This window comes from Agathobaculum sp. (assembly GCF_050946325.1).
Lineage (GTDB): Bacteria > Bacillota > Clostridia > Oscillospirales > Butyricicoccaceae > Agathobaculum.
The window spans coordinates 1-19262 of sequence record NZ_JBMNUP010000022.1; the positions used below are offsets into that span (position 1 = coordinate 1).

At 57.0% G+C, this 19262-nt stretch carries 16 protein-coding genes and 1 pseudogene; 10 read left to right on the forward strand and 7 right to left on the reverse strand.

All coding sequences use genetic code 11. The features are described 5' to 3' along the window. Window positions 1–662: pseudogene (locus ACOYIE_RS03280) on the forward strand (hypothetical protein); the annotation flags it as partial. Here the strand turns inward: ACOYIE_RS03280 and ybaK are convergent. From ybaK to ACOYIE_RS03315, 7 genes are all read right to left on the reverse strand, one after another. After that, window positions 649–1128, reverse strand: coding sequence for a Cys-tRNA(Pro) deacylase (ybaK, locus tag ACOYIE_RS03285; RefSeq protein ID WP_433410737.1), 480 nt, complete (start codon window positions 1126–1128; stop codon window positions 649–651). The pseudogene ACOYIE_RS03280 and the gene ybaK sit on opposite strands and share 14 nt — an antisense overlap. 172 nt (window positions 1129–1300) lie before the next feature. Continuing rightward, a complete protein-coding gene (locus tag ACOYIE_RS03290) occupies window positions 1301–2407 on the reverse strand; it encodes an NAD(P)-dependent alcohol dehydrogenase (protein ID WP_433410738.1) in 1107 nt (368 codons plus the stop codon). 85 nt (window positions 2408–2492) lie between these two features. Beyond that, on the reverse strand, window positions 2493–4439 hold the full coding sequence (locus ACOYIE_RS03295) for an FAD-dependent oxidoreductase (RefSeq protein WP_433410739.1): 1947 nt from the start codon (window positions 4437–4439) through the stop codon (window positions 2493–2495). Between the two features lie 729 nt (window positions 4440–5168). Then, window positions 5169–6431, reverse strand: a complete 1263-nt coding sequence (locus tag ACOYIE_RS03300) for a DNA recombination protein RmuC (RefSeq protein ID WP_433410740.1) — start codon at window positions 6429–6431, stop codon at window positions 5169–5171. A gap of 26 nt (window positions 6432–6457) precedes the next feature. Next, complete coding sequence (locus ACOYIE_RS03305) at window positions 6458–7138, reverse strand: GTP pyrophosphokinase (RefSeq protein ID WP_433410741.1); 681 nt, start codon at window positions 7136–7138, stop codon at window positions 6458–6460. 122 nt (window positions 7139–7260) lie between these two features. Then, a complete protein-coding gene (gene aspS / locus ACOYIE_RS03310; protein WP_433410742.1) occupies window positions 7261–8586 on the reverse strand; it encodes an aspartate--tRNA(Asn) ligase in 1326 nt (441 codons plus the stop codon). 98 nt (window positions 8587–8684) lie between these two features. Further along, entirely contained in the window at window positions 8685–10178 is a 1494-nt protein-coding gene (locus tag ACOYIE_RS03315; protein WP_433410743.1) for a lipopolysaccharide biosynthesis protein, read from the reverse strand. 178 nt (window positions 10179–10356) lie between these two features. Here ACOYIE_RS03315 and ACOYIE_RS03320 point away from each other — a divergent pair, with 178 nt between their 5' ends. From ACOYIE_RS03320 to purM, 9 genes are all read left to right on the forward strand, one after another. Next, the gene (locus ACOYIE_RS03320; protein WP_433410744.1) at window positions 10357–10854 is read left to right on the forward strand and encodes a hypothetical protein; all 498 of its coding nucleotides are present in this window, start codon (window positions 10357–10359) and stop codon (window positions 10852–10854) included. A gap of 109 nt (window positions 10855–10963) precedes the next feature. After that, window positions 10964–13183 (forward strand): polysaccharide pyruvyl transferase CsaB, encoded by a 2220-nt coding sequence (gene csaB / locus ACOYIE_RS03325; RefSeq protein WP_433410752.1) that lies wholly within the window; start codon window positions 10964–10966, stop codon window positions 13181–13183. A 30-nt stretch (window positions 13184–13213) separates the two neighbouring features. Then, on the forward strand, window positions 13214–14392 hold the full coding sequence (locus ACOYIE_RS03330) for a glycosyltransferase (protein ID WP_433410745.1): 1179 nt from the start codon (window positions 13214–13216) through the stop codon (window positions 14390–14392). Window positions 14393–14698: 306 nt separating this feature from the next. Next, window positions 14699–15187 carry a 5-(carboxyamino)imidazole ribonucleotide mutase gene (gene purE, locus ACOYIE_RS03335; protein ID WP_433410746.1) on the forward strand — a complete coding sequence of 163 codons (489 nt, stop codon included), beginning with the start codon at window positions 14699–14701 and terminating at the stop codon, window positions 15185–15187. A gap of 39 nt (window positions 15188–15226) precedes the next feature. After that, window positions 15227–15907 (forward strand): phosphoribosylaminoimidazolesuccinocarboxamide synthase, encoded by a 681-nt coding sequence (locus tag ACOYIE_RS03340; RefSeq protein WP_433410747.1) that lies wholly within the window; start codon window positions 15227–15229, stop codon window positions 15905–15907. A 62-nt stretch (window positions 15908–15969) separates the two neighbouring features. Then, window positions 15970–16680, forward strand: coding sequence for a phosphoribosylaminoimidazolesuccinocarboxamide synthase (gene purC, locus ACOYIE_RS03345; protein ID WP_433410748.1), 711 nt, complete (start codon window positions 15970–15972; stop codon window positions 16678–16680). Between the two features lie 176 nt (window positions 16681–16856). Next, window positions 16857–18278 (forward strand): amidophosphoribosyltransferase, encoded by a 1422-nt coding sequence (locus ACOYIE_RS03350; protein ID WP_433410749.1) that lies wholly within the window; start codon window positions 16857–16859, stop codon window positions 18276–18278. Window positions 18279–18308: 30 nt separating this feature from the next. Further along, window positions 18309–18458 carry a hypothetical protein gene (locus ACOYIE_RS03355; RefSeq protein WP_433410750.1) on the forward strand — a complete coding sequence of 50 codons (150 nt, stop codon included), beginning with the start codon at window positions 18309–18311 and terminating at the stop codon, window positions 18456–18458. A gap of 16 nt (window positions 18459–18474) precedes the next feature. Beyond that, on the forward strand, window positions 18475–19262 hold a 788-nt coding region (purM, locus tag ACOYIE_RS03360; protein ID WP_433410751.1), incomplete at its 3' end, for a phosphoribosylformylglycinamidine cyclo-ligase.

A 19262-nucleotide genomic window follows, 5' to 3' on the forward strand; every position in this document is an offset into this window, starting at 1 on the left:
GCGCGCTGGAACGCATACAGGCGCCTACTGCGCAGGTGCGCAGCCTGCTTGGCCTGTGCGGTCCGGCTGCCGTGCCGCCTGCCTGCAATGCAGACAGGCTTGCCGCAGACCTTGCGTATGAGGCAAGGCGCATTTCAGCGCCCGGCGTGTTCGCGGATTTTGAAGCGGGACTTGCGGGCGGCGGCGCACTCCTGTCTGCGTTCGATCGGGCGCTGCACGAAGCGGGCATCCCCTTTTATGTGCCGCTGGAAAGCGGGCGCGCGCTGCCGCATGCCGTGCTGACGGTGTCCACTGCGCTATCCGGCGGCAGTTTGACGGCGTACATTGCATCCTTGCAGGAAACGTACAGTGCCTCCCGTATCGCAGCGTTTTTGCAGCCGATTTCGCAGGATTTTATGCTGCCTTCCGCATCGCCGAAAGGCAAAGAGCTGACCGAGTATGACCGCGCGGCGCTGCTGCAAAAAACCGGCGCGCAGACCTTTTTTTCGCGGGAGCTGTGCGCCCGATACTTCACTTATACCGATGAAGCGGGCAGGGCGCATTTTGTGCTGTTTGACGACGCTTCGACGCTGGAAGCCAAGCTGATGCAGCTTTCCGGACTGGAGGTGCCGGCCGTGTTTGCGCTGTTTCCGGATGCTGCGCCGCTGCTCAGTCTGTCGTAAGCGGGGCGGTTGCGGCGCGGGTCAGCGAGATCAGCGCCTGCGGCGCGCACTCCACCTGAAAGCCGATTTTGCCGGCCGATACCATAATGGTTGGCTGCACGGAGGCGCTCTCGTCGAACACTGTCGGGAAGGCCTTCTTCATGCCAATGGGAGAGCATCCGCCGCGCACATAGCCGGTCAGGCCCAGAAGCTCCTTCACATGCACCAGCTCGACGGATTTTTCCCCTGCGGCTTTGGCAGCCTTTTTCAAATCCAGCTCTTTGGCAACGGGGATGACGAACACATGCAGGCTGCCTGAGCGGCCGCGCGCCACCAGCGTTTTGAACACCTGTTCTTCCGCCTGCCCTAAAAGGTGAGCAACGGAAACGCCGTCAACAGCGTCTTTGCCGTGGGGATATGCATGCGGCGTGTATGGAATTTTGTGCTGCTCCAGTATGCGCATCACATTGGTTTTATCTGAGGGCATCTGTTTCGCTCCTATCTGCGTTTTATACAGATATTATAGCGTTATTTTGTGCATGACGCAAGAAAAAACGGCTCTCAAACGGATGTGTGCCGATAAAAACGCGGGAATAAACGCCAAAAACGGTGCGGAACACATGGTCCGCACCGTTTTCGGGTGGATAATAGGAGAAAGGTCAGCCGTCCATACGGAGGATGGCCTTGATGCATTTGCCGGAGCCGGATTCTTCAAACGCTTCGTTGATCTGCTCGAACGGATAGAATTTGACCAGCTTGTCAAACGGGAACATGCCCTTTTTATAGTAATCGAGCAGCTTGGGGATGAACAGCTTGGGAATCGCGTCGCCTTCGACGATACCGATCAGGCTCTTAGCGTCGCCCATCAGTTCGGCCTGAATGTTGAACGTCACATCGCCGGTTGCGCCGAGCACAACCGCCGTACCCATAAAGCGGCAGGATGCAAGGGCCTTTTTCACGAAGTCCGCCACACCCGAGGTGTCGATCGCATAGTTGACGCCGCCGGGGACGATCTCGTTCTTGATTGTCCCCACAATGTCGTCCACTTCCTTGCGGTTGATGGTGTGGGTGGCGCCCAGCTCCTTGGCAAGCTCCAGGCTCCTGGGATTGCCGCCGACCGCGATGATGGTCTCGCAGCCTGCGATTTTAGCCGCCATGATCGCGCTCATGCCGACGGTGCCGCAGCCAAATACCGCAATGGAAGAGCCGAACTCCGGACGCAGGCGGTTGAGTACCGCGCCTGCGCCGGTCTGGATGCCGCAGCCCATGGGGCCGACGAGCGCAAGGTCGATATCATCGTACTGCACCTTGACCGCGCTGGCTTCGTTGACAACCACATGGGTGGCGAACGAGGACTGTCCGAAGAAGGTGGAAAGCGGTTTGCCGTCCGGCGTGGACAGGCGGGACGTGCCGTCCGGCTGCACACCGCCGAAGTTGATGCTGTTGAAGTTTTCGCATGCGTGCTGGTGGGCAGTCATGCAGTTGTGGCAGTGGCCGCAGTAGCCGAAGGAGATGCCCACTTTGTCCCCAGGCCGGAATTCCGTGACCTCGGGGCCGACCGCCTCGACAATGCCGCAGCCTTCATGGCCGAGTACTGCGGGCAGCGGGACGGGAATGATCTGCTGACGGGCTGCGTCGTCAGTGTGGCACACGCCGCAGGCGGTGATCTTCACCAGAATTTCATGCTTCTGCGGGGCGGCCAGCTCGACTTCCTCGATCTGGAACGGCGCGCCCGGCGCGTGGGTAACGGCAGCTTTGATTTTCATGGAGTAATCCTCCTCATATTAGAATAAAAATAAAATTTCCAAAGGTCCGCATGCGCGGACACGGGATACGGGAGCAGCGCGGCGGTCAGATATCAAGCGCGCGGTAGTAACCGCCCGTGACCGCGTCCACAACGCGGCCGGCCTTTATGCAGTCGCCGATCTCGAACACACGCGGCGCGGCGTTGCAGAAGCTTTCCGCGCATGCGCGGTCGGCCTTCATGCCTGCGGCGAGCAGAATGGTGTCCGCTTCCAGCAGCATTTGGCCGTTCGGGCTGTCGCACAGCAGGCCGGCGTCGGTTACGGCCTTCGCGGTGGTGTTCACATGGATGCGGATGCCGCTGTTCCGCATATAAACCTTCATGGCGTTTTTGTGCATGAAGTAGGAGTCTGCCGCCCAATCGTCCTTCATTTCCACGATGGTTACGTCCCTGCCCAGACTGTCCAGATAGATTGCGCACTCGCTGCCCACCAGGCCGCCGCCCAGGATGACCACTTTCTGGCCGATGGCGGGGTCTTTCTGATGCAGCGCATCCAGCGTAACGACTTTCGTGCTGTCAATGCCCGGGATGGGCGGTACAATGGGCTTTGCGCCCACGGCAGTGATGATGACATCGGCATGCAGCGCTTCGGCCTGTTCTGCGGTCAGCGCGGTATTCAGGCACACCTGTACGCCTGCTTCGCGCAGACGGCCCTCCAGCACCTGTACGAAGCGGTACATATCCTGCTTGAACGGGATGTACTGCTCGGAGAGCAGCTGCCCGCCCAGACGGCTGTTTTTCTCATACAGCGTGACCGCATGGCCGCGCTGAGCGGCCGTGACAGCGGCATACATGCCGCCCGGGCCTCCGCCGACGACGACAACCTTTTTGGGCGTCGTCGCGGGTGCGCCGTAAAAGCTTTCCATCTCGTGACCGACGATGGGGTTGAACGCGCAGCAGAACGTGCGGTTGGTCAGATAGTTGTAGAAGCAGGTGAAGCAGCGGCAGCAGCGGGTGATATCGTCCTTGCGGCCGGAGAACGCCTTTTCGGGGAAATAGGGGTCGCAGATGGACTGACGGGCGATTTCGATCAGGTCGGCCTGGCCGGAGGCAAGGATTTCCTCCATCTGGTCAGGGTCGTTCAGACCGCCGAGCGTTGCAACCGGCGTCTTGACATGCTTTTTGATTTCAGCCGCCAGATAGACGTTGCAGCCGTGCTCAACAAACATGGAGGGGTGGGTCAGCACGAACACGTCAGGGTCTTCATGTACACCGGCAGAAACGTGGATGATGTCCACCTTGCCGTCGATTGCCTTGGCCATGGCGATGCCTTCATCCAGGCCATATCCGCCCTCGGTCAGCTCGGCGCCGCTCATGCGGAATTCGATTGGGAAGTTGTCGCCCACGGCTTCGCGCACCTTTTCAATCACGAGCAGAGGGAAGCGCATGCGGTTTTCCAGGCTGCCGCCCCAGCGGTCGGTGCGGTGGTTCATGGATGGGGACATAAACTGGCCGAGCAGCCAGCCGTGGCCGCCGTGGATAAGAATCATGTCAAACCCCGCCTGCTTGACAAGCGCCGCCGCGCGGCCGAATGCTTCGGCGGTGCGGATGATTTCGTTCTCGGTCATGCTGCGCACGGGCAGGCCGTCGGGATTCACTTCGTCATTCGGTCCGAGCGCATATGCCTCGGCGGCGTGGCCGTGTCCGTGGGCGTTGGCGTACTTGCCGCCGTGCGCCAGCTCCATGACTGCGGCGCTGCCGTGGCGGTGCATGGCTTTGGCCGCTTCCCGGAGCGAGGGCAGCGAGCCCACGTCGTACAGCGCAACCTCCTTGGTGTGCGTGCGGCCCACGGCATCCACAATGCCCAGGCCGATGGCCACGCTGGCCAGACCGCCGCGCGCGCGGTTTTCATGGAAGGCGATATCTTCCTTGCGCATATGGCTGTCCGAGTCCATTTCCGGATTGGACATCGGCGCGCCCAGGATCCGGTTTTTGAACGTCAGTCCCTTGATGGTCAGCGGGCTTGCCAAATGGGGGTAATACTTGTTTTGCATAGCTGAGATCAATCCTTTCCAAAATCCTGCTTGCCGCGCCGGAATGCGCGGACAGATGTCAGAAAAAAACGGTGGGATAGCTTTGTGGAAAATGACGATGCCTTTGACGTACCATCTTTTTGTGCCAGTATCATACTGCGGCTTTTTTCTTCTGTCGATTGCTGTGAGAGACAGGAAAAAAGATTTTATGTCCAAAAATAACGGGAGCCGAGATGGAATTGTGAAAAATAGATAAAAATACGTTCGTGTTTTTGCACATATGAACTGGAGCGGCATGTACGGCGCCCTGGCCGCCCGCTGGATTTTTTATGCAAGAAATAAAAACCGGCGTGATATGCCGATAGCATATCACGCCGGTTTCTCCGAAGGGTAAGCATCCTCATGAATACGCTCCGTGAGGAGCCTGTTTTCTTTCATCTTTGCGGGCTGCGGTATTTGCCGCGTTCAATCGGGCCAAAGCACAGGCCGAAAATCCATTCCGCCAGTGCGCGCAGACTGCCTTGTCCATATTTGTTTCGCCTCATGCCGTGTCCCTCCTGCTTTTTCAGCCGCTATGATTGTTCTGCTTGCCTTTTACGGATAGTATAGCCGTTTTTTCTTTCTTTTTTCCGCGAAAAGAAGTTAAGATTTTCTTAAATTGTGGAAAATAAAAGAAAAACCGGAACGCCCCAGGGGGCGCTCCGGCAGATACATCACACAGCGGAAACCAGAATGGAAGGCTTGCAGAAATTATTCTTCGGGTAGTTCGTCGTCCGCGCCGAGTACATTCTGCGCCTCGGCTTCGGTCAGTTCGGTCACGCTCTTGAGCTTGCGGCGGATGGCGCGGGTGCGTGTGCCAACCAGCTTGTCCAGCTCGCGGCTGGCCTGATCGAGCCGCGTCTGCGTCTGCGTCAGGCAGGTCTCAAACTTGTCAAATTCGGTTTTGACAGCGCCCAGCACATTCCATACCTCGCCCGAACGTTTCTGGATGGCGATGGTGCGGAACGACATCTGCAAAGAATTTAAAAGCGCGGCCATTGTGCTTGGTCCGGCAATATTCACATGGTATTCGCGCTGCAATATTTCAACCATGCCGCGGCTGACAGCCTCAGCGTACAGCCCCTCAAACGGCAGAAACAGAATGCCGAAATCCGTGGTGTACGGCGGTTCCAGATATTTATCCCGAATGTCCTTGGACTCTGCTTTGAGCGTGGCGATCAGCTGTTTGGCGCAGGCGTCGATCTGTTCGCGCGTGCCATCCTCGTAAGCGTCGCGCAGTGCGCCGTAGGTATCTCCCGGGAACTTGGAGTCAATGGGCAGCCAGACAAAGCTGCCGTCTTCCACGGGCAGCTTGACGGCATATTCCACCACGTTGCGGCTGCCCGGCCGCGTGGCAACGTTCACGGCGTACTGCTCGGGCGCAAGGATATCCTCCAGAATGGCGCCAAGCTGAATCTCGCCCACGATGCCGCGGGTTTTGACGTTTGTCAGCACTTTTTTCAGATCGCCCACGCCCTGCGCGAGCGTCTGCATTTCGCCCAGACCCTTATAAACCTGTTCAAGCCGCTCATTAACCAGCTGAAAGGATTCGTTCATGCGCTCGGACAGCGTTTTTTGCAGCTTTTCATCGACGATTTTGCGCATATCATCCAGCTTGCGGTTGTTGTCCTCCTGCATGCCGCGCAGGTTTTTGTCCACCGTGGCACGGATGTTTTCCAGGTTTTGCGTGGTTTCGGCGGTGAAGCCGTGCAGCCGCCGCTCAAACTGACCGAGCTGTTCGGTAACGCCGCCCATCCGGTCAGCCAGACTGCGCTCCATTGTGGAAAGCTGATTGAGCTGCGCTTCGCGCCCTTCTTTGAGATTTTGCGTCACCAGCGTGCCGAGCGCGGCAATTGAGCTGCCGGAGTCACCGGAGCTGCCGGCGGTCGGGTTCGGTTTGCGGAGCAGCAGCACAAGCACAAGCGCCAGCAGCACAAGCACGAGCACCAGCGTGATAATGGGTATGTATTGCATGGAAAAACGGTTCCTTTCAGTTGGGTTTACAGTTTATGCAGCTCTCTGGCAATGCGCTGCATTTTTTCATCGGTGGCCGCGATGACATCCGCGCAGGACTTCAAATCATCCACAACAGACTGCGGTACGGCAGCAGAGGATTTATAGCGGAGCTGATGCTCCAGACTGGCCCAGAAATCCATGGCGATGGTGCGAAGCTGCAGCTCAATACGGACGGGCACCGTGCGCTCGGACAGGAAAATGGGCACCTCCAAAATCAAATGCAGGCTGCGGTATCCGTTTGGCTTGGGGGACTGGATATAGTCTTTTTTTGCAATCAGCCGCAGGTCGTCCTGGCGCATGAGCATATCGGCCACGGTGTAAATATCCTCAATAAACGGACAGATTACCCGAATGCCGCCAATATCGTTGAGATTATCCATCATGGATTGCAGGGATACGGGAAAGCCGTATCGCCGCAGTTTGCTGACAATGCTGTGCGGGCTTTTGATGCGGCTCTTGATGGAATCAATCGGGCTGGGGTGGCCGGAGACGCGTGACTCGTCCTTCAAAATGTCCAGCTTGGTTTTGATTTCCCGAATGCCGGCTTCATAGAGCATCATCATCTGCTGCAGGCGGGAAGCGGCCTCGACGATTTTTTCCATATCTGCATCGCTGAGCAGCGTTTTGTCAAGCCAACTGCTCAGTTCAATGCTGTTCAGGTCCATTGCTGACACCTCCTGTTAATGGCTCCAGTATATCATAAAAAGCGGCGGCCGGCAATGCGGCGGGGCGGGAATACAAAAAGGGCGCCGGATTGTTCCGGCGCCCTGCTGGCAGGTTGGGTGAGTTACGGCTCCAGACGGTTCATATCACGCGGGAACATGGAAGCGTCACGGATGTTGTTCAGGCCGAGAAGCTGCATGGTCAGGCGCTCCAGACCGATGCCCAGGCCGCCGTGCGGCGGCATGCCGTACTTGTGCAGGATGGTGAAGGATTCAAACAGCTCGGCGTTCATCTTGCGCGCGGCAAGTTTGTCCATCTGCTCCTGATAATCGTGGATACGCTGGCCGCCGGTCGTTACCTCAAGACCGCGGAAGAGCAGGTCGAACGAGAACGCCAGCTTGGGGTCTTCGGGGTCGTCCATTGCGTAGAACGGGCGCTTGGCGGAAGGGAAGTGGGTGACAAAAACAAAGTCAGAGCCGTGCTCTTCCTTGGCCCACTGGCAGAGAAGCACTTCCTCGTCCGGATTGAGGTCATAACGGTTTTTGGACTTGTGACCGTATTTCTCCTCCATGATCTGCTTGGCTTCGTGGAAACGAATGGTCGGGATCTCAGTGATCTCGGGGATTTCGGCCTTGAGCATCTCAATTTCCTCAGCGCAGTGCTCCTTGACGTATGCCATGACGGACTTCAGCATGCCGGTTTCCATCTCCATCACATCGTACATGGAGTCAATATAGGCCATTTCAAAGTCCAGGCCGATATATTCGTTTAAGTGGCGCGAGGTGTTGTGACGCTCGGCACGGTAAACCGAGCCGATTTCAAATACGCGGCCAAGCGCGCCCGCCAGATACTGCTTGTGGAACTGCGGGGACTGCGCCAGATAGGCCGGATTGCCGAAATAGTCGAGCTTGAACAGGTTGGCGCCGCCTTCTGCGCCGGCGACAACGATTTTGGGCGTATGGATATGGGTGAAGCCCTGCGACTGCATATACTGCGCAAAACCGTCCGCAATGGCGGCCTGCACACGGAAGATAGCCTGTTTGCGCGGGTGACGCAGCGTGATCGGACGCAGCGGCAGGTCAACGTCAAGCGACAGGCCCATGTATTTTTTGCCGAGCGGTACGGGAAGCTGGTCATACGGACGGCCAAGCACACGGAGGCCGGAAAGCACAACCTCAACGCCGTGCTCGGCGCGGGGTTCTTCGTGTACGGTGCCGGTCACTTCAAGCACCATAGCGTCCTTGACTTCTGCGCGCTTGATGCCGCCGATTTCCTCGCCCTGGAAGGTACACTGGATCAGGCCGCGCTCCACACGCATGACGACGAACGAAAAATCAGACATGTCCCGCACACGGTGTACCGTGCCGCGGAAGGTGATTTCCTTGCCTACCGCGCCGCAGACACGCTTGACAGTATCCACATACTGTTCCGCTTGATGAATCATTTCCATAATTATAACAACGCCTCTCTATATCAGCATTTTCATACAGGCCAATATTATACCATGATTTTGACGGGCAGACAAGCATTTGCTGCAAAAAAAGCAGCTTATCGCTTCAATTTGCGCAGAACCGCCTGCATTTCATCTCTGCCCTCTCCGCTGGCAATGATGCAGACCGCGTAAACAAGCGCGCCTGCGGGCACTGCCAGCACAAGCCGCAGCAGATCGCTTACGGGAAGCAGCGTGCAGCCCCAGGCCGCCGCGCCGCACAGGACAGCGCTGAACACGATGCGCAGCAGCGTTTTGGCAGGAACGTGAAACAGAAAGCGGCGGCGCACACGCACACAGGTGATGATAAAATACGAAGAAAAGGCCACGACCGAGCCGAGCGCACCGCCGGTGAAGCCAAAGGTCCGCAGCAGCACGACGCTGGATACCACCTTGATCGCGGCGGCAGCGGCACTGTTTTGCAGCACCTGCATGGTGGACTGCTCCAGCTCATAGGCCTTGTTGGCGTATTCGGCCAGCCCCATGAACAGCATGGCGATGGCGGTATAGGCGATGACGGGGGCGCCTGCGTCGTATCCCTTGGAAACGTCAAACAGTACGCGGCTCATCGGCAGACAGACTGCGGCAAGCCCGGCGGCAGCCGGTACGGCAATCAGCAGGTACAGCCGCACGCCCTGGTTGAGCAGCGGTTTTGCAGCAGACTGTCCGCCTTCGCGCCAGGCGCGCAGCACATTGGGATATACGCCGCGCATGATGCCGACCGAGATCATTGTGAACAGGCCGCTGGCAATGGAGTTGTTGCTGGAATAAATGCCGTATACGTCCATATCGTAAAAGCCGACGATGAGATATTTGTCAATCTGGTTGAGCAGCGCAACGGAGATGGACACGCCCATCAGCGGCAGGCCGTATTTCAGGAATTTTTGCAGCAGTTCGCGGGAGAAGAATTTCAGGCGCACAATGGCCGGCAGGCCGAGCGCGATGCACGCGCCGATGCCGGCAATGCCGTCCGCCACCGTGTTGGCGGCGATGGCGGGAAACGGCGAGGCGGGGTTTTTCATACCAAAAACCAGCGCGTAGGCCACCGCAAGTTTGAGTACGGCCGAGAGTAGGCTGAGCGTGATGGACGCCCGCATCCGGCCGAGCTGGATGAGCGCAGAATTCAGAATCTGGAAAATTGTATAGCTGAAGAACATGGCCATAAAGCCGAAATACAGCCGGTCGCCCGTAACGGCCGCTGCGATGCAGCAGAAGACGGCCACGGCGCCGCATATCAGCAGATAGATGGCAGAGACGGTGGAAAACAGGCCGCGTCCCGCATCCTTGTGAAATTCCTCGCCCACATAACGGGTGGCGGAATTGGCCATCCAGCCGGCCAGCACAAGGTAGACGATCTGCACGTTGAAGTTGATGAAGTTGAACGTGCCGTTCGTCGATGTGAGGAACAGATGCGTATAGAGAGACGAGCAGGCGATGATGAGCAGGCCTTCGACGATTTTTGCGGGAAGGAACAGCATGGCATCGCGCGTCATGGTGTTTTTAGAGGACAAAAAGAAACCCTCGCTTTCGGTCAGATATTCATAGTATAGCATGGTTTGCGGGCAAAGACAAATGGCGTTTTCGCGCATTTTTGCAGACGGATTGCAGGGCTTTTTGTAAACAAATTTTGACAGGCCTTGCCAGAATGCAGGCAAAATGATAAAATACAGGCAGCAAATAATACAGGCGCGCGGCATAAACGGGCTGCGGCCGGATAAACGGAGGTCCGTCATGAAAAACGGAAAGATCAAAATTCCCGGCTGGGCGGCGGTGGCGGTGCTGGTCCTGATTATGGGATGGTATGCGCTGAGCGACCCGATGGTTAGCCTGAATAACCGCATGCTGCAAAAGGAGATCAGGGCCATTCCCGAGCAAACGGCCGAGGTGGCGCTGAACGATATCGTTCCGTTTGAATGGAGCGAGATGTATGCCTTCGGACCGTATACGAGCAGGGAGTATATCGAGCAGACCATCGGCCTGCAGAGCAAGGCCATTGGGGAAACCGTTAACGAGGGTATGGTGCAGTTTATTTTTGTAAACAGCAGCAGAGAGATGGTCATGGCCAGCGTGTGCGGGTATCCGGAAAACCTGGGGTATACCTTTAGCCTTTTGGGCGCAGAGCAGGACGGCGGCGAGGGAGATAACTATTGCCGGCTGACGCCGTCGGACAATGCGGTGTTTGACAAAACGGTGGAAAACGGCGTCACTGTGCTGACTTATCGGAAATAACAACCGGCGGAAGGCTGCCTGAGGCGGCCTTTTGTTTTGCGTTTTTGCCGGAAGCATGGTATACTGGCGTGTGTATAAACTATCCGTTGGAGGAATCGCTTTGAGAGTGATGCATGTGATGGGCGGCGGCGACGTGGGCGGCGCCAAAACCCATATTATGAATATGGTAACAGGGCTTGCCGAGCAGAATGATGTGATGCTGCTGTCGTTCCGCGCAGGCCCGTTTGCGGATGAGGCGCGCGAGCGCGGGATCGATGTGTGCGTGATTGAGCGGCACAATCCGTTCCGCGCCGCCCGCGCCATGCGCGATCTGGTGGACGAATTTCAGCCGGATATCATCCACTGCCACGGCGGCCGCGCCAACCTGATGGGGGCCATGGTGCGCCGCACGCGCCGCGTGCCCGTGCTGACGACCGTACACTCGGACTACAAGCTCGATTATCTGGGCGATCCGTTTAAGCAGCACACGTTTGGTACGGCCAACGCGGTTGCACTGCGTTTTCTGGACTTTTACCAGCCGGTGGCCGACCGCATGGCCCGCACGCTGATCGAGCGCGGCTTTGATCCGGAGCGCATTGTGAAAATCTATAACGGCATGGATTTTAAACGGCCGGAAGGGGCGTTTGACCGTGCGCAGTATCTGCGGGACGCTTTTGGAGCGGAAATTGCGGAAGGGGACGTGCTGTGCGGCATTGCCGCGCGTCTGACGGCGGTCAAGGATATTGCGACGACCGTGCGCGGCTTTGCCGCGGCGCTCAAAGAAGCCCCGCAGCTTCGTCTGTTCATTGCGGGCGAGGGTGAGGACGAGGAAATGCTCCGCCGCCTGTGTGCGCAGCTCGGTGTGGCAGAACGGGTGACGTTCTGCGGCTGGGTTGCTCCGGTGGAGCCGTTTTTCCGCGCGATGGATATCAACCTGCTGTCGTCCGTGTCGGAAACGTTTCCGTATTCGATTCTGGAAGGCGTCTGCGCGGGCTGCGCGACGATCTGCTCGGATGTCGGCGGCATGCCCGAACTGATTGACACGGGGGAAAACGGGTACATTTTTCCTGTGGGGGACGATGAACAGCTGGCCCGCTATATGGCGCGCCTGGCCAATGACGCGGCGCTGCGCCGGCGCTTTTCCGAGGCGCTGTACGAAAAAGCCTCGCGTGATTTTTCGCGCGAGCGCATGTGCGAGCGGCAGATGGAAAATTACCGCCACCTGCTGACGCGGTTCCACCGCCCGAAAAACGAGCGCGAGAGTATTGTCATCTGCGGCGCTTACGGACGCGGCAACGCGGGAGACGATGCGATTCTGGAAGCCATTGTGCAGGAAATGCGCGCGCTTGACCCGAACCGTACCATTTGCGTGATGTCGCGCCGGCCGAAGGAGACGCGGCTGAATTATCGCACGGGCGCGATGTATACGTTTAATATTTTTGCTGTTCTCCGCCGTTTCCGGCATGCGGCGCTCTATATCAACGGCGGCGGCACCCTGATGCAGGACGTTACCTCGACCCGCTCGCTTTGGTATTACTGCTATACGCTGCGGGCTGCAAAATGGTATGGCTGCAAGGTGATGATGTACGGCTGCGGCATCGGACCGATCAACCGGCAGGGCAACCGGAAGATGGCGGCCAAAACGATTGAACGCTCGGTGGACCGGATTACGCTGCGCGATGAAAATTCCCGCGCTGAGCTGGAGCGCATGGGCGTGACGCGGCCGGATATCCGCGTTTCCGCCGACCCGACCATCATCCTGGACCCTGCTCCGCAGGAGCTGGTCAACGTTGCGATGGAGCAGAGCGGCATCGACCCTGCCGGCAGCTATATCGGCTTTGGCCTGCGCAACTGGAAAGGACTGGACGAGGCGCTGCCCGAAATTGCCGCCGCAGCAGAATACGCCTGGCGGCAGCACGGCCTGACGCCGGTGTTTGTGCCGATCGAATATCCGAGCGACCTGATGCCGGCCGAGCGGGTAGGGGCGCTGCTTTCCTGTCCGTGGTATGCGGTGCGGGAACGGCAGCCGATTGAGGTGACAATCGGCATACTGGCGCGGATGAAAACCGTGGTCGGCATCCGTCTGCACTCGCTGATGTTTTCGGCAGGGCAGGGGGTGCCGGTTGTCGGCCTGAGCTATGATATTAAGGTGGATTCATTTCTGAAGTATATTGGAAGCCGCACCTGTCTGCCGCTGGGCAAGGCGCGGACGGCTGACATCTGCCGTCTGATCGACGAGTGCGTGACGGGCGCGCATGACGGCGAAGTCGGCCGCACGGCCGAAATGCTGCGCGAGCGTGAACAGGAAAATGTGCGCGGTGCCGCCAAACTGCTCGGCATTGAGAATTGACCGGAGAATAACGGAAGGATTTGTAACGCTATGAAAAATCATGTGGTTTGTCTTTCGACGACCAATTATCATCCGCTGCCCACCCGCAAGCAGAATGTGATGAGCCGCCTGCGGAACAGCGAGGTGCTGTATTTTGACCCGCCGGTGTCGGTCATCGCGCCGCTGAAGGATAAAAAGGCGTCGGCCTATATCCGGAAATACCGCCAGCAGGGTGAAAAAGTGGAAGGGCATGAGAATATTACGGTATATGCGCTGCCGCCGGTGCTGCCGTTTTTCAATAAATTCCGGTGGGTGAACCGGCTCAACCAGAAGCGGCAGGCCAAATTTGTGCGGCGGAAGATGCAGGAACACGGCTTTGGGGAGGAAAGCGTTCTCTGGTGCTATTCGCCCTCCTCGTGCGATATTGTGGAGCATGTGCCGCACCGCGCGCTGGTGTATGACTGCGTGGACCGTCATTCGGCCTACAAGGGGCATATTACTCCGGCGGTCGTTGATGAAATGGAACGCGATCTGGCAAAGCCGGCCGATCAGGTGTTTGCCACGGCAGTCGGTCTGGCGGAAACACTGGAGCAGATCAATCCCACAACGCGGATGATCCCGAACGGCGCGGCATATGAGATCTTTTCCCGTGTGCAGACGGAGAAGGGGGCGCTCCCCTGTCCGGAGGATATGAAAAATTTGAAGCATCCGGTGTTTGGCTTTGTCGGCATGCTGCAGGAGTGCATTGACTATGCGCTGATTGAAAAACTTGCCAAAGAACGGCCGGAGGCAACGATTTTCCTGATCGGGCGTACGCTGCCGGGCGTGGACTTGACGCATTTGCAGCAGTATCCGAATATCGTGTTTCACGGCCTGGTGCCGCAGCCCGAGCTGCCGGCTTACCTGGCGCAGATGGACGTGTGCCTGAATGTGTTCCGCGCGGGGGCGCTCAGCCGCGATGTATCGCCGCTGAAGTTTTATGAGTATCTGGCGACCGGCAAACCGGTTGTATCCACCCGCGAACCGCTGCAGGTGGAGGACTTTCGGGACGTGGTTTATATCGCGCATAACGAAACGGAGTTCCTTGCCCTGTGCGATGCGGCGGCGGCCGAACACGCCCCCGAGAAGACGGAAAAACGGCTGGCCTACGGCGCGCAGTGTTCGTGGAGCGAGCGGGTGCGCCAGATGGAGCAAATTCTGTATGAAAAGGGCGTTCTGCACGAAAGCTGAAAGATGCGAACCGCTTCTTTGGGCATTTGCACGAAAGACGAAAAAACCGCGTAAAGTCCTTGCAATAAGCCTGCTTTTTCGATAAAATAATGGTGTATCTCCACCGATGGTTTCGAGAAACGAAAGGGGTGCGCATTATGATCGGCAGCGTTTTTCTGAACAGACCCAAGCAGTCTATCCAGATGCAGTTTTTTAACCTGAACGCTGGGGATTCGTGCATGCTTTCGGGCATCGGTGCAACCAATTGAGTATATATAGGACACGGGTCTGCCCGTGTCCTCATTTGTTTTCAAGGAGGAAAAGCGAATGAAAAAGGTACTTGTCGTCATGGGATCGGACAGTGATTTGAAGGTTATGAGCAAATGCGCAGACCGGCTTGCGGCGTTTGGTATTCCGTTTGAAGTGCGCATCTGCTCGGCACACCGCACGCCCGCAGCGGCGGAGGCGCTGGCGAAGAACGCAGCGGCGGAGGGCTTCGGCGTGATTATTGCGGCGGCCGGCAAGGCGGCGCATCTGGGCGGCGTACTGGCGGCTTATACCACACTGCCGGTCATCGGCGTGCCGATGGCGACCAGCGTGATGGGCGGCATGGACAGCCTGCTCTCCATCGTGCAGATGCCCAAGGGCATTCCGGTTGCAACGGTTGCGATTGACGGCGCGGACAACGCGGCGATTCTTGCCGCGCAGATGCTCGCGCTGGAGGATGCCGCGCTGGCGGAAAAACTGCGGCAGTTCAAGGCGGATATGGCGGAAGAAGTGACCGCTAAGGATAAGAAGATTCGCGCGCAGTATTAATACGGTTATCAAATCCCATATATAAAGGAGAAAAATATTATGAACAAGATTTACCAGGGCAAAACCAAGGACGTTTACGCATTGGACAACGGCAACTACCTGCTCAAGTTTAAGGATGACTGCACGGGCAAGGACGGCGTGTTCGACCCGGGCGAAAATTCCGTTGGCCTGACCATCGACGGCGTGGGCGACGTCAACCTGCGCATGTCCATCTATTTCTTTGAAAAGATCAATGCCGCCGGCATCAAGACCCATTTTGTATCCGCAGACCTCGCCAACACCACCATGGAGGTTCTGCCGGCCAAGGTGTTCGGTCACGGTCTGGAGGTCATCTGCCGCCACAAGGCGGTGGGCAGCTTCATCCGCCGCTACGGCGACCTGATTGAAGAGGGCGCAGATCTGCCGGCTTATGTGGAAACCACCCTCAAGAACGATGAAAAGGGCGATCCGCTGATTACGAAGGACGCGCTGGTTGCGCTTGGCGTGATGACCGATGCCCAGTATGAGGAACTCAAGGACATGACGCAGAAAATCACCCAGATTGTTGCGGACGACCTGAAGGAAAAGGGCATGGTGCTGTATGACATCAAGTTTGAGTTCGGTTATGCGCCGGACGGCAGCGTGATGCTGATTGATGAGGTTGCTTCGGGCAACATGCGCGTATACAAGGATGGACAGTATATCGACCCGATGAAGCTGTCCGAAATGTTTTTCGCATAAGAGATTCCAGCGGGAACAAACCTATTTTTCATCCGCAGACAGAGCACAAGGAGTAATGCAGCGTGCGCAGGAAAGAACAGATTTATGAAGGGAAAGCAAAAAAAGTATTCGCGACAGATGACCCGAACCTGGTTATCGTAGACTATAAAGACGATGCAACCGCGTTTAACGGGGCGAAGAAAGGCACCATAGCAGGTAAGGGGGCCATCAATAACCAGATGAGCAACCATTTGTTCCGCCTGCTGGAGCAGCAGGGCGTGGAGACGCACTTTGTTGAGCAGCTTTCCGAGCGGGAGACGCTGGTGCGCAGGGTTTCCATCGTACCGCTGGAGGTCATTGTACGCAACATTGCCGCAGGCTCTTTTGCAAAGCGCTACGGCGTGGAGGAAGGCATGGTATTCGCCGCGCCGACGATTGAGTTTTCCTACAAAAATGACGCGCTGGGCGATCCGCTGCTCAATTCGTATCATGCATTGGCGCTGGGGCTGGCGAACGCGGGCGAAATTGAGCGGATTAAGACCATGGCCCTGCGCATCAACGAAGTAATGAAGCGGTATTTTGACGGCATGGGCGTTACCCTGGTGGATTTTAAATTGGAGTTCGGCCGCACGGCGGATGGAAAAATTGTGCTGGCCGATGAAATCAGTCCGGATACCTGCCGGCTGTGGGATAAGGCTACGGGTGAAAAACTGGATAAGGACCGTTTTCGCCGCGATCTGGGCGGCGTGGAGCAGGCCTATCAGGAGATCATGAGACGGGTTATGGAAAAATAACCCGATTGGGGCGAATGCGGCCTCGGAAGAGGCTGCATCGCCTGTGCAGCGGAGAATAGCTGCTGTTTCAAAATGCAAGGTACACGCCCTTGGATTTTTGTCAGGAGCCTGCGGCGGCTGAACGGGCAAACGCCGCAGTGCATAAAAGTATCAGTTAAAGTGTGTAAGGAGTTTATATGGGCGGCTTTTTTGGCGTGGTTTCCAAGCGGGACTGCGTACTGGATATTTTCTTTGGTGTGGACTATCATTCCCATCTGGGTACCAAGCGCGGAGGCATGGCGATTTACGATAAGGAAAGCGGTTTTCAGCGCCAGATTCACAATATTTCCAATACCCCCTTCCGCACCAAATTTGAGGACGACCTCCGCGATTTTCATGGCTGCAGCGGCATCGGCTGTATCAGCGATACCGATCCGCAGCCGCTGCTGGTGCGCTCGCATCTTGGGCTGTATGCGATTACAACGGTTGGCATCATCAATAATGCAGAAGCGCTCGTCGGACAGTATTTTTCCGATCACGGGCATCAGTTCATGGCGATGAGCTCGGGCAAGGTCAACCAGACAGAGCTGGTTGCTGCGCTGATTAACAAGAAGGATGACCTGGTTTCCGGCATCCGCTATGCGCAGGAGCAGATTGACGGCTCGGCCACCATTTTGATTTTGACAACGTCGGGCATCATTGCAGCGCGGGACAAATTTGGCAGACTGCCGGTGCTGGTCGGCAAGGGCGAGGACGGCTGCTGCGTTTCGTTTGAGTCCTTTGCCTATCACAAACTGGGATATTTCAACCACTACGAGCTTGGACCGCGTGAGATTGTGAAGGTTACGGCGGATGGTGTGCAGACGCTTTCGCCGGCAGGGGAGGAAATGAAGATTTGCTCTTTCCTGTGGACCTATTACGGTTATCCAAACTCAAACTATGAGGGCAGAAACGTTGAGTTGATGCGCTATAAAAACGGCGAGATTCTGGCGCAGAACGACCAGAAGCGCGGCCTGGCGCAGGATATTGACTATGTGGCCGGCGTACCGGATTCCGGTGTGCCGCATGCAATTGGGTATGCAAACGCCTGCCATACACCGTTTGCACGGCCGTTCATCAAATATACGCCGACGTGGCCGCGGTCTTTCATGCCTTCCAACCAGAAGGTGCGCAATCAGGTGGCGAAGATGAAGCAGATTCCTGTGCCGGAACTGATTGAGGGCAAGAAACTGCTGTTTGTGGACGATTCCATTGTGCGGGGCACGCAGCTGCGTGAAACCGTTGAGTTTTTGTATGAATCGGGCGCGGAAGAGGTACACATGCGTTCAGCCTGCCCGCCGATTATGTACGGCTGCAAATACCTGAATTTTTCTTCGTCCAATTCGGATATGGAGCTGCTTGCGCGCCGTGTGGTGCAGGAACTGGAGGGCGATGAAGGCCAAAAGCACCTGGAGGAGTACTCTGATGGAGATACGGAGCGCGGCAAATGCCTGCTTCGTAAAATCTGTGAGGACTTTGGTTTTGCTTCGCTGGGCTACCAGTCACTGGACGGACTGCTGGAAGCAATTGGACTGGACAGGGATAAAGTTTGCACCTACTGCTGGAACGGCAAGGAGTAATCCGCTGCCGCAAAGCCGTTGGCCTGGTCAGTGCAGAAAACTGCATCCGGCTGCCGGTTAGGGCTGTGCGATGCATGCTTTTCCGGCAACGATTCGATGCCGGTGCCGGAGCAGATGGAAAAAATATATTTGAAAATGAAATTGAGTTATAAAGAAGGCATTTTTCCCAAAAACGATTGAAAAGAGGATTATGATTATGATTGAAAGCCGTTCTGAAAGCTACAAGGCAGCGGGCGTTGACGTGACCGCCGGTTATGAAGCGGTCAAGCTGATGAAGCCGATGGTCGAGAGTACCTTCACCAAGGGCGTAATGGGTACGCTCGGCGGCTTTGGCGGCCTGTTCCGTCCGGAGTTTAAGGGCATGGCCGATCCGATTCTGGTTTCGGGTACGGATGGCGTAGGTACAAAACTCAAGCTGGCGTTCCTGATGGATAAGCATGATACGGTCGGCATTGACTGCGTGGCGATGTGCGTCAATGACATTGCCTGCTGCGGTGCGCAGCCGCTGTTCTTCCTCGACTATATCGCGGTTGGCAAGAATGTGCCGGCCAGAGTGGCGCAGATGGTCTCCGGCATTGCGGAGGGCTGCCGCCAGGCAGGCTGCGCGCTGATCGGCGGCGAGACTGCTGAAATGCCGGGCTTCTATCCGGAAAATGAGTATGATATGGCGGGTTTCTCGGTCGGCATGGTGGACAGGGAAAAGATGATTGACGGCTCGAACCTGAAGGCCGGCGACGCGCTGATTGGCGTGGCGTCCTCCGGCGTACATTCCAACGGCTATTCCCTGGTGCGCAAGACGCTTGGCATCAACGAAAAATCCGTGCGCCGCTATATTGATGAATTCGGTAAGACTTTGGGCGAAGAGCTGCTGACGCCCACCAAGATTTATGTAAAGGCCATTCAGTCGCTGATGGGCACGGTGGATGTTAAGGCAATCAGCCATATTACGGGCGGCGGCTTCTATGAGAATGTGCCGCGCATGCT

Coding starts and splice junctions, on each gene's coding strand:
- ybaK (WP_433410737.1), bottom strand. CDS start 1,128: ATGCCCTCAGATAAAACCAATGTGATGCGCATACTGGAGCAGCACAAA.
- ACOYIE_RS03290 (WP_433410738.1), bottom strand. CDS start 2,407: ATGAAAATCAAAGCTGCCGTTACCCACGCGCCGGGCGCGCCGTTCCAG.
- ACOYIE_RS03295 (WP_433410739.1), bottom strand. CDS start 4,439: ATGCAAAACAAGTATTACCCCCATTTGGCAAGCCCGCTGACCATCAAG.
- ACOYIE_RS03300 (WP_433410740.1), bottom strand. CDS start 6,431: ATGCAATACATACCCATTATCACGCTGGTGCTCGTGCTTGTGCTGCTG.
- ACOYIE_RS03305 (WP_433410741.1), bottom strand. CDS start 7,138: ATGGACCTGAACAGCATTGAACTGAGCAGTTGGCTTGACAAAACGCTG.
- aspS (WP_433410742.1), bottom strand. CDS start 8,586: ATGGAAATGATTCATCAAGCGGAACAGTATGTGGATACTGTCAAGCGT.
- ACOYIE_RS03315 (WP_433410743.1), bottom strand. CDS start 10,178: ATGCTATACTATGAATATCTGACCGAAAGCGAGGGTTTCTTTTTGTCC.
- ACOYIE_RS03320 (WP_433410744.1), top strand. CDS start 10,357: ATGAAAAACGGAAAGATCAAAATTCCCGGCTGGGCGGCGGTGGCGGTG.
- csaB (WP_433410752.1), top strand. CDS start 10,964: ATGCATGTGATGGGCGGCGGCGACGTGGGCGGCGCCAAAACCCATATT.
- ACOYIE_RS03330 (WP_433410745.1), top strand. CDS start 13,214: ATGAAAAATCATGTGGTTTGTCTTTCGACGACCAATTATCATCCGCTG.
- purE (WP_433410746.1), top strand. CDS start 14,699: ATGAAAAAGGTACTTGTCGTCATGGGATCGGACAGTGATTTGAAGGTT.
- ACOYIE_RS03340 (WP_433410747.1), top strand. CDS start 15,227: ATGAACAAGATTTACCAGGGCAAAACCAAGGACGTTTACGCATTGGAC.
- ACOYIE_RS03350 (WP_433410749.1), top strand. CDS start 16,857: ATGGGCGGCTTTTTTGGCGTGGTTTCCAAGCGGGACTGCGTACTGGAT.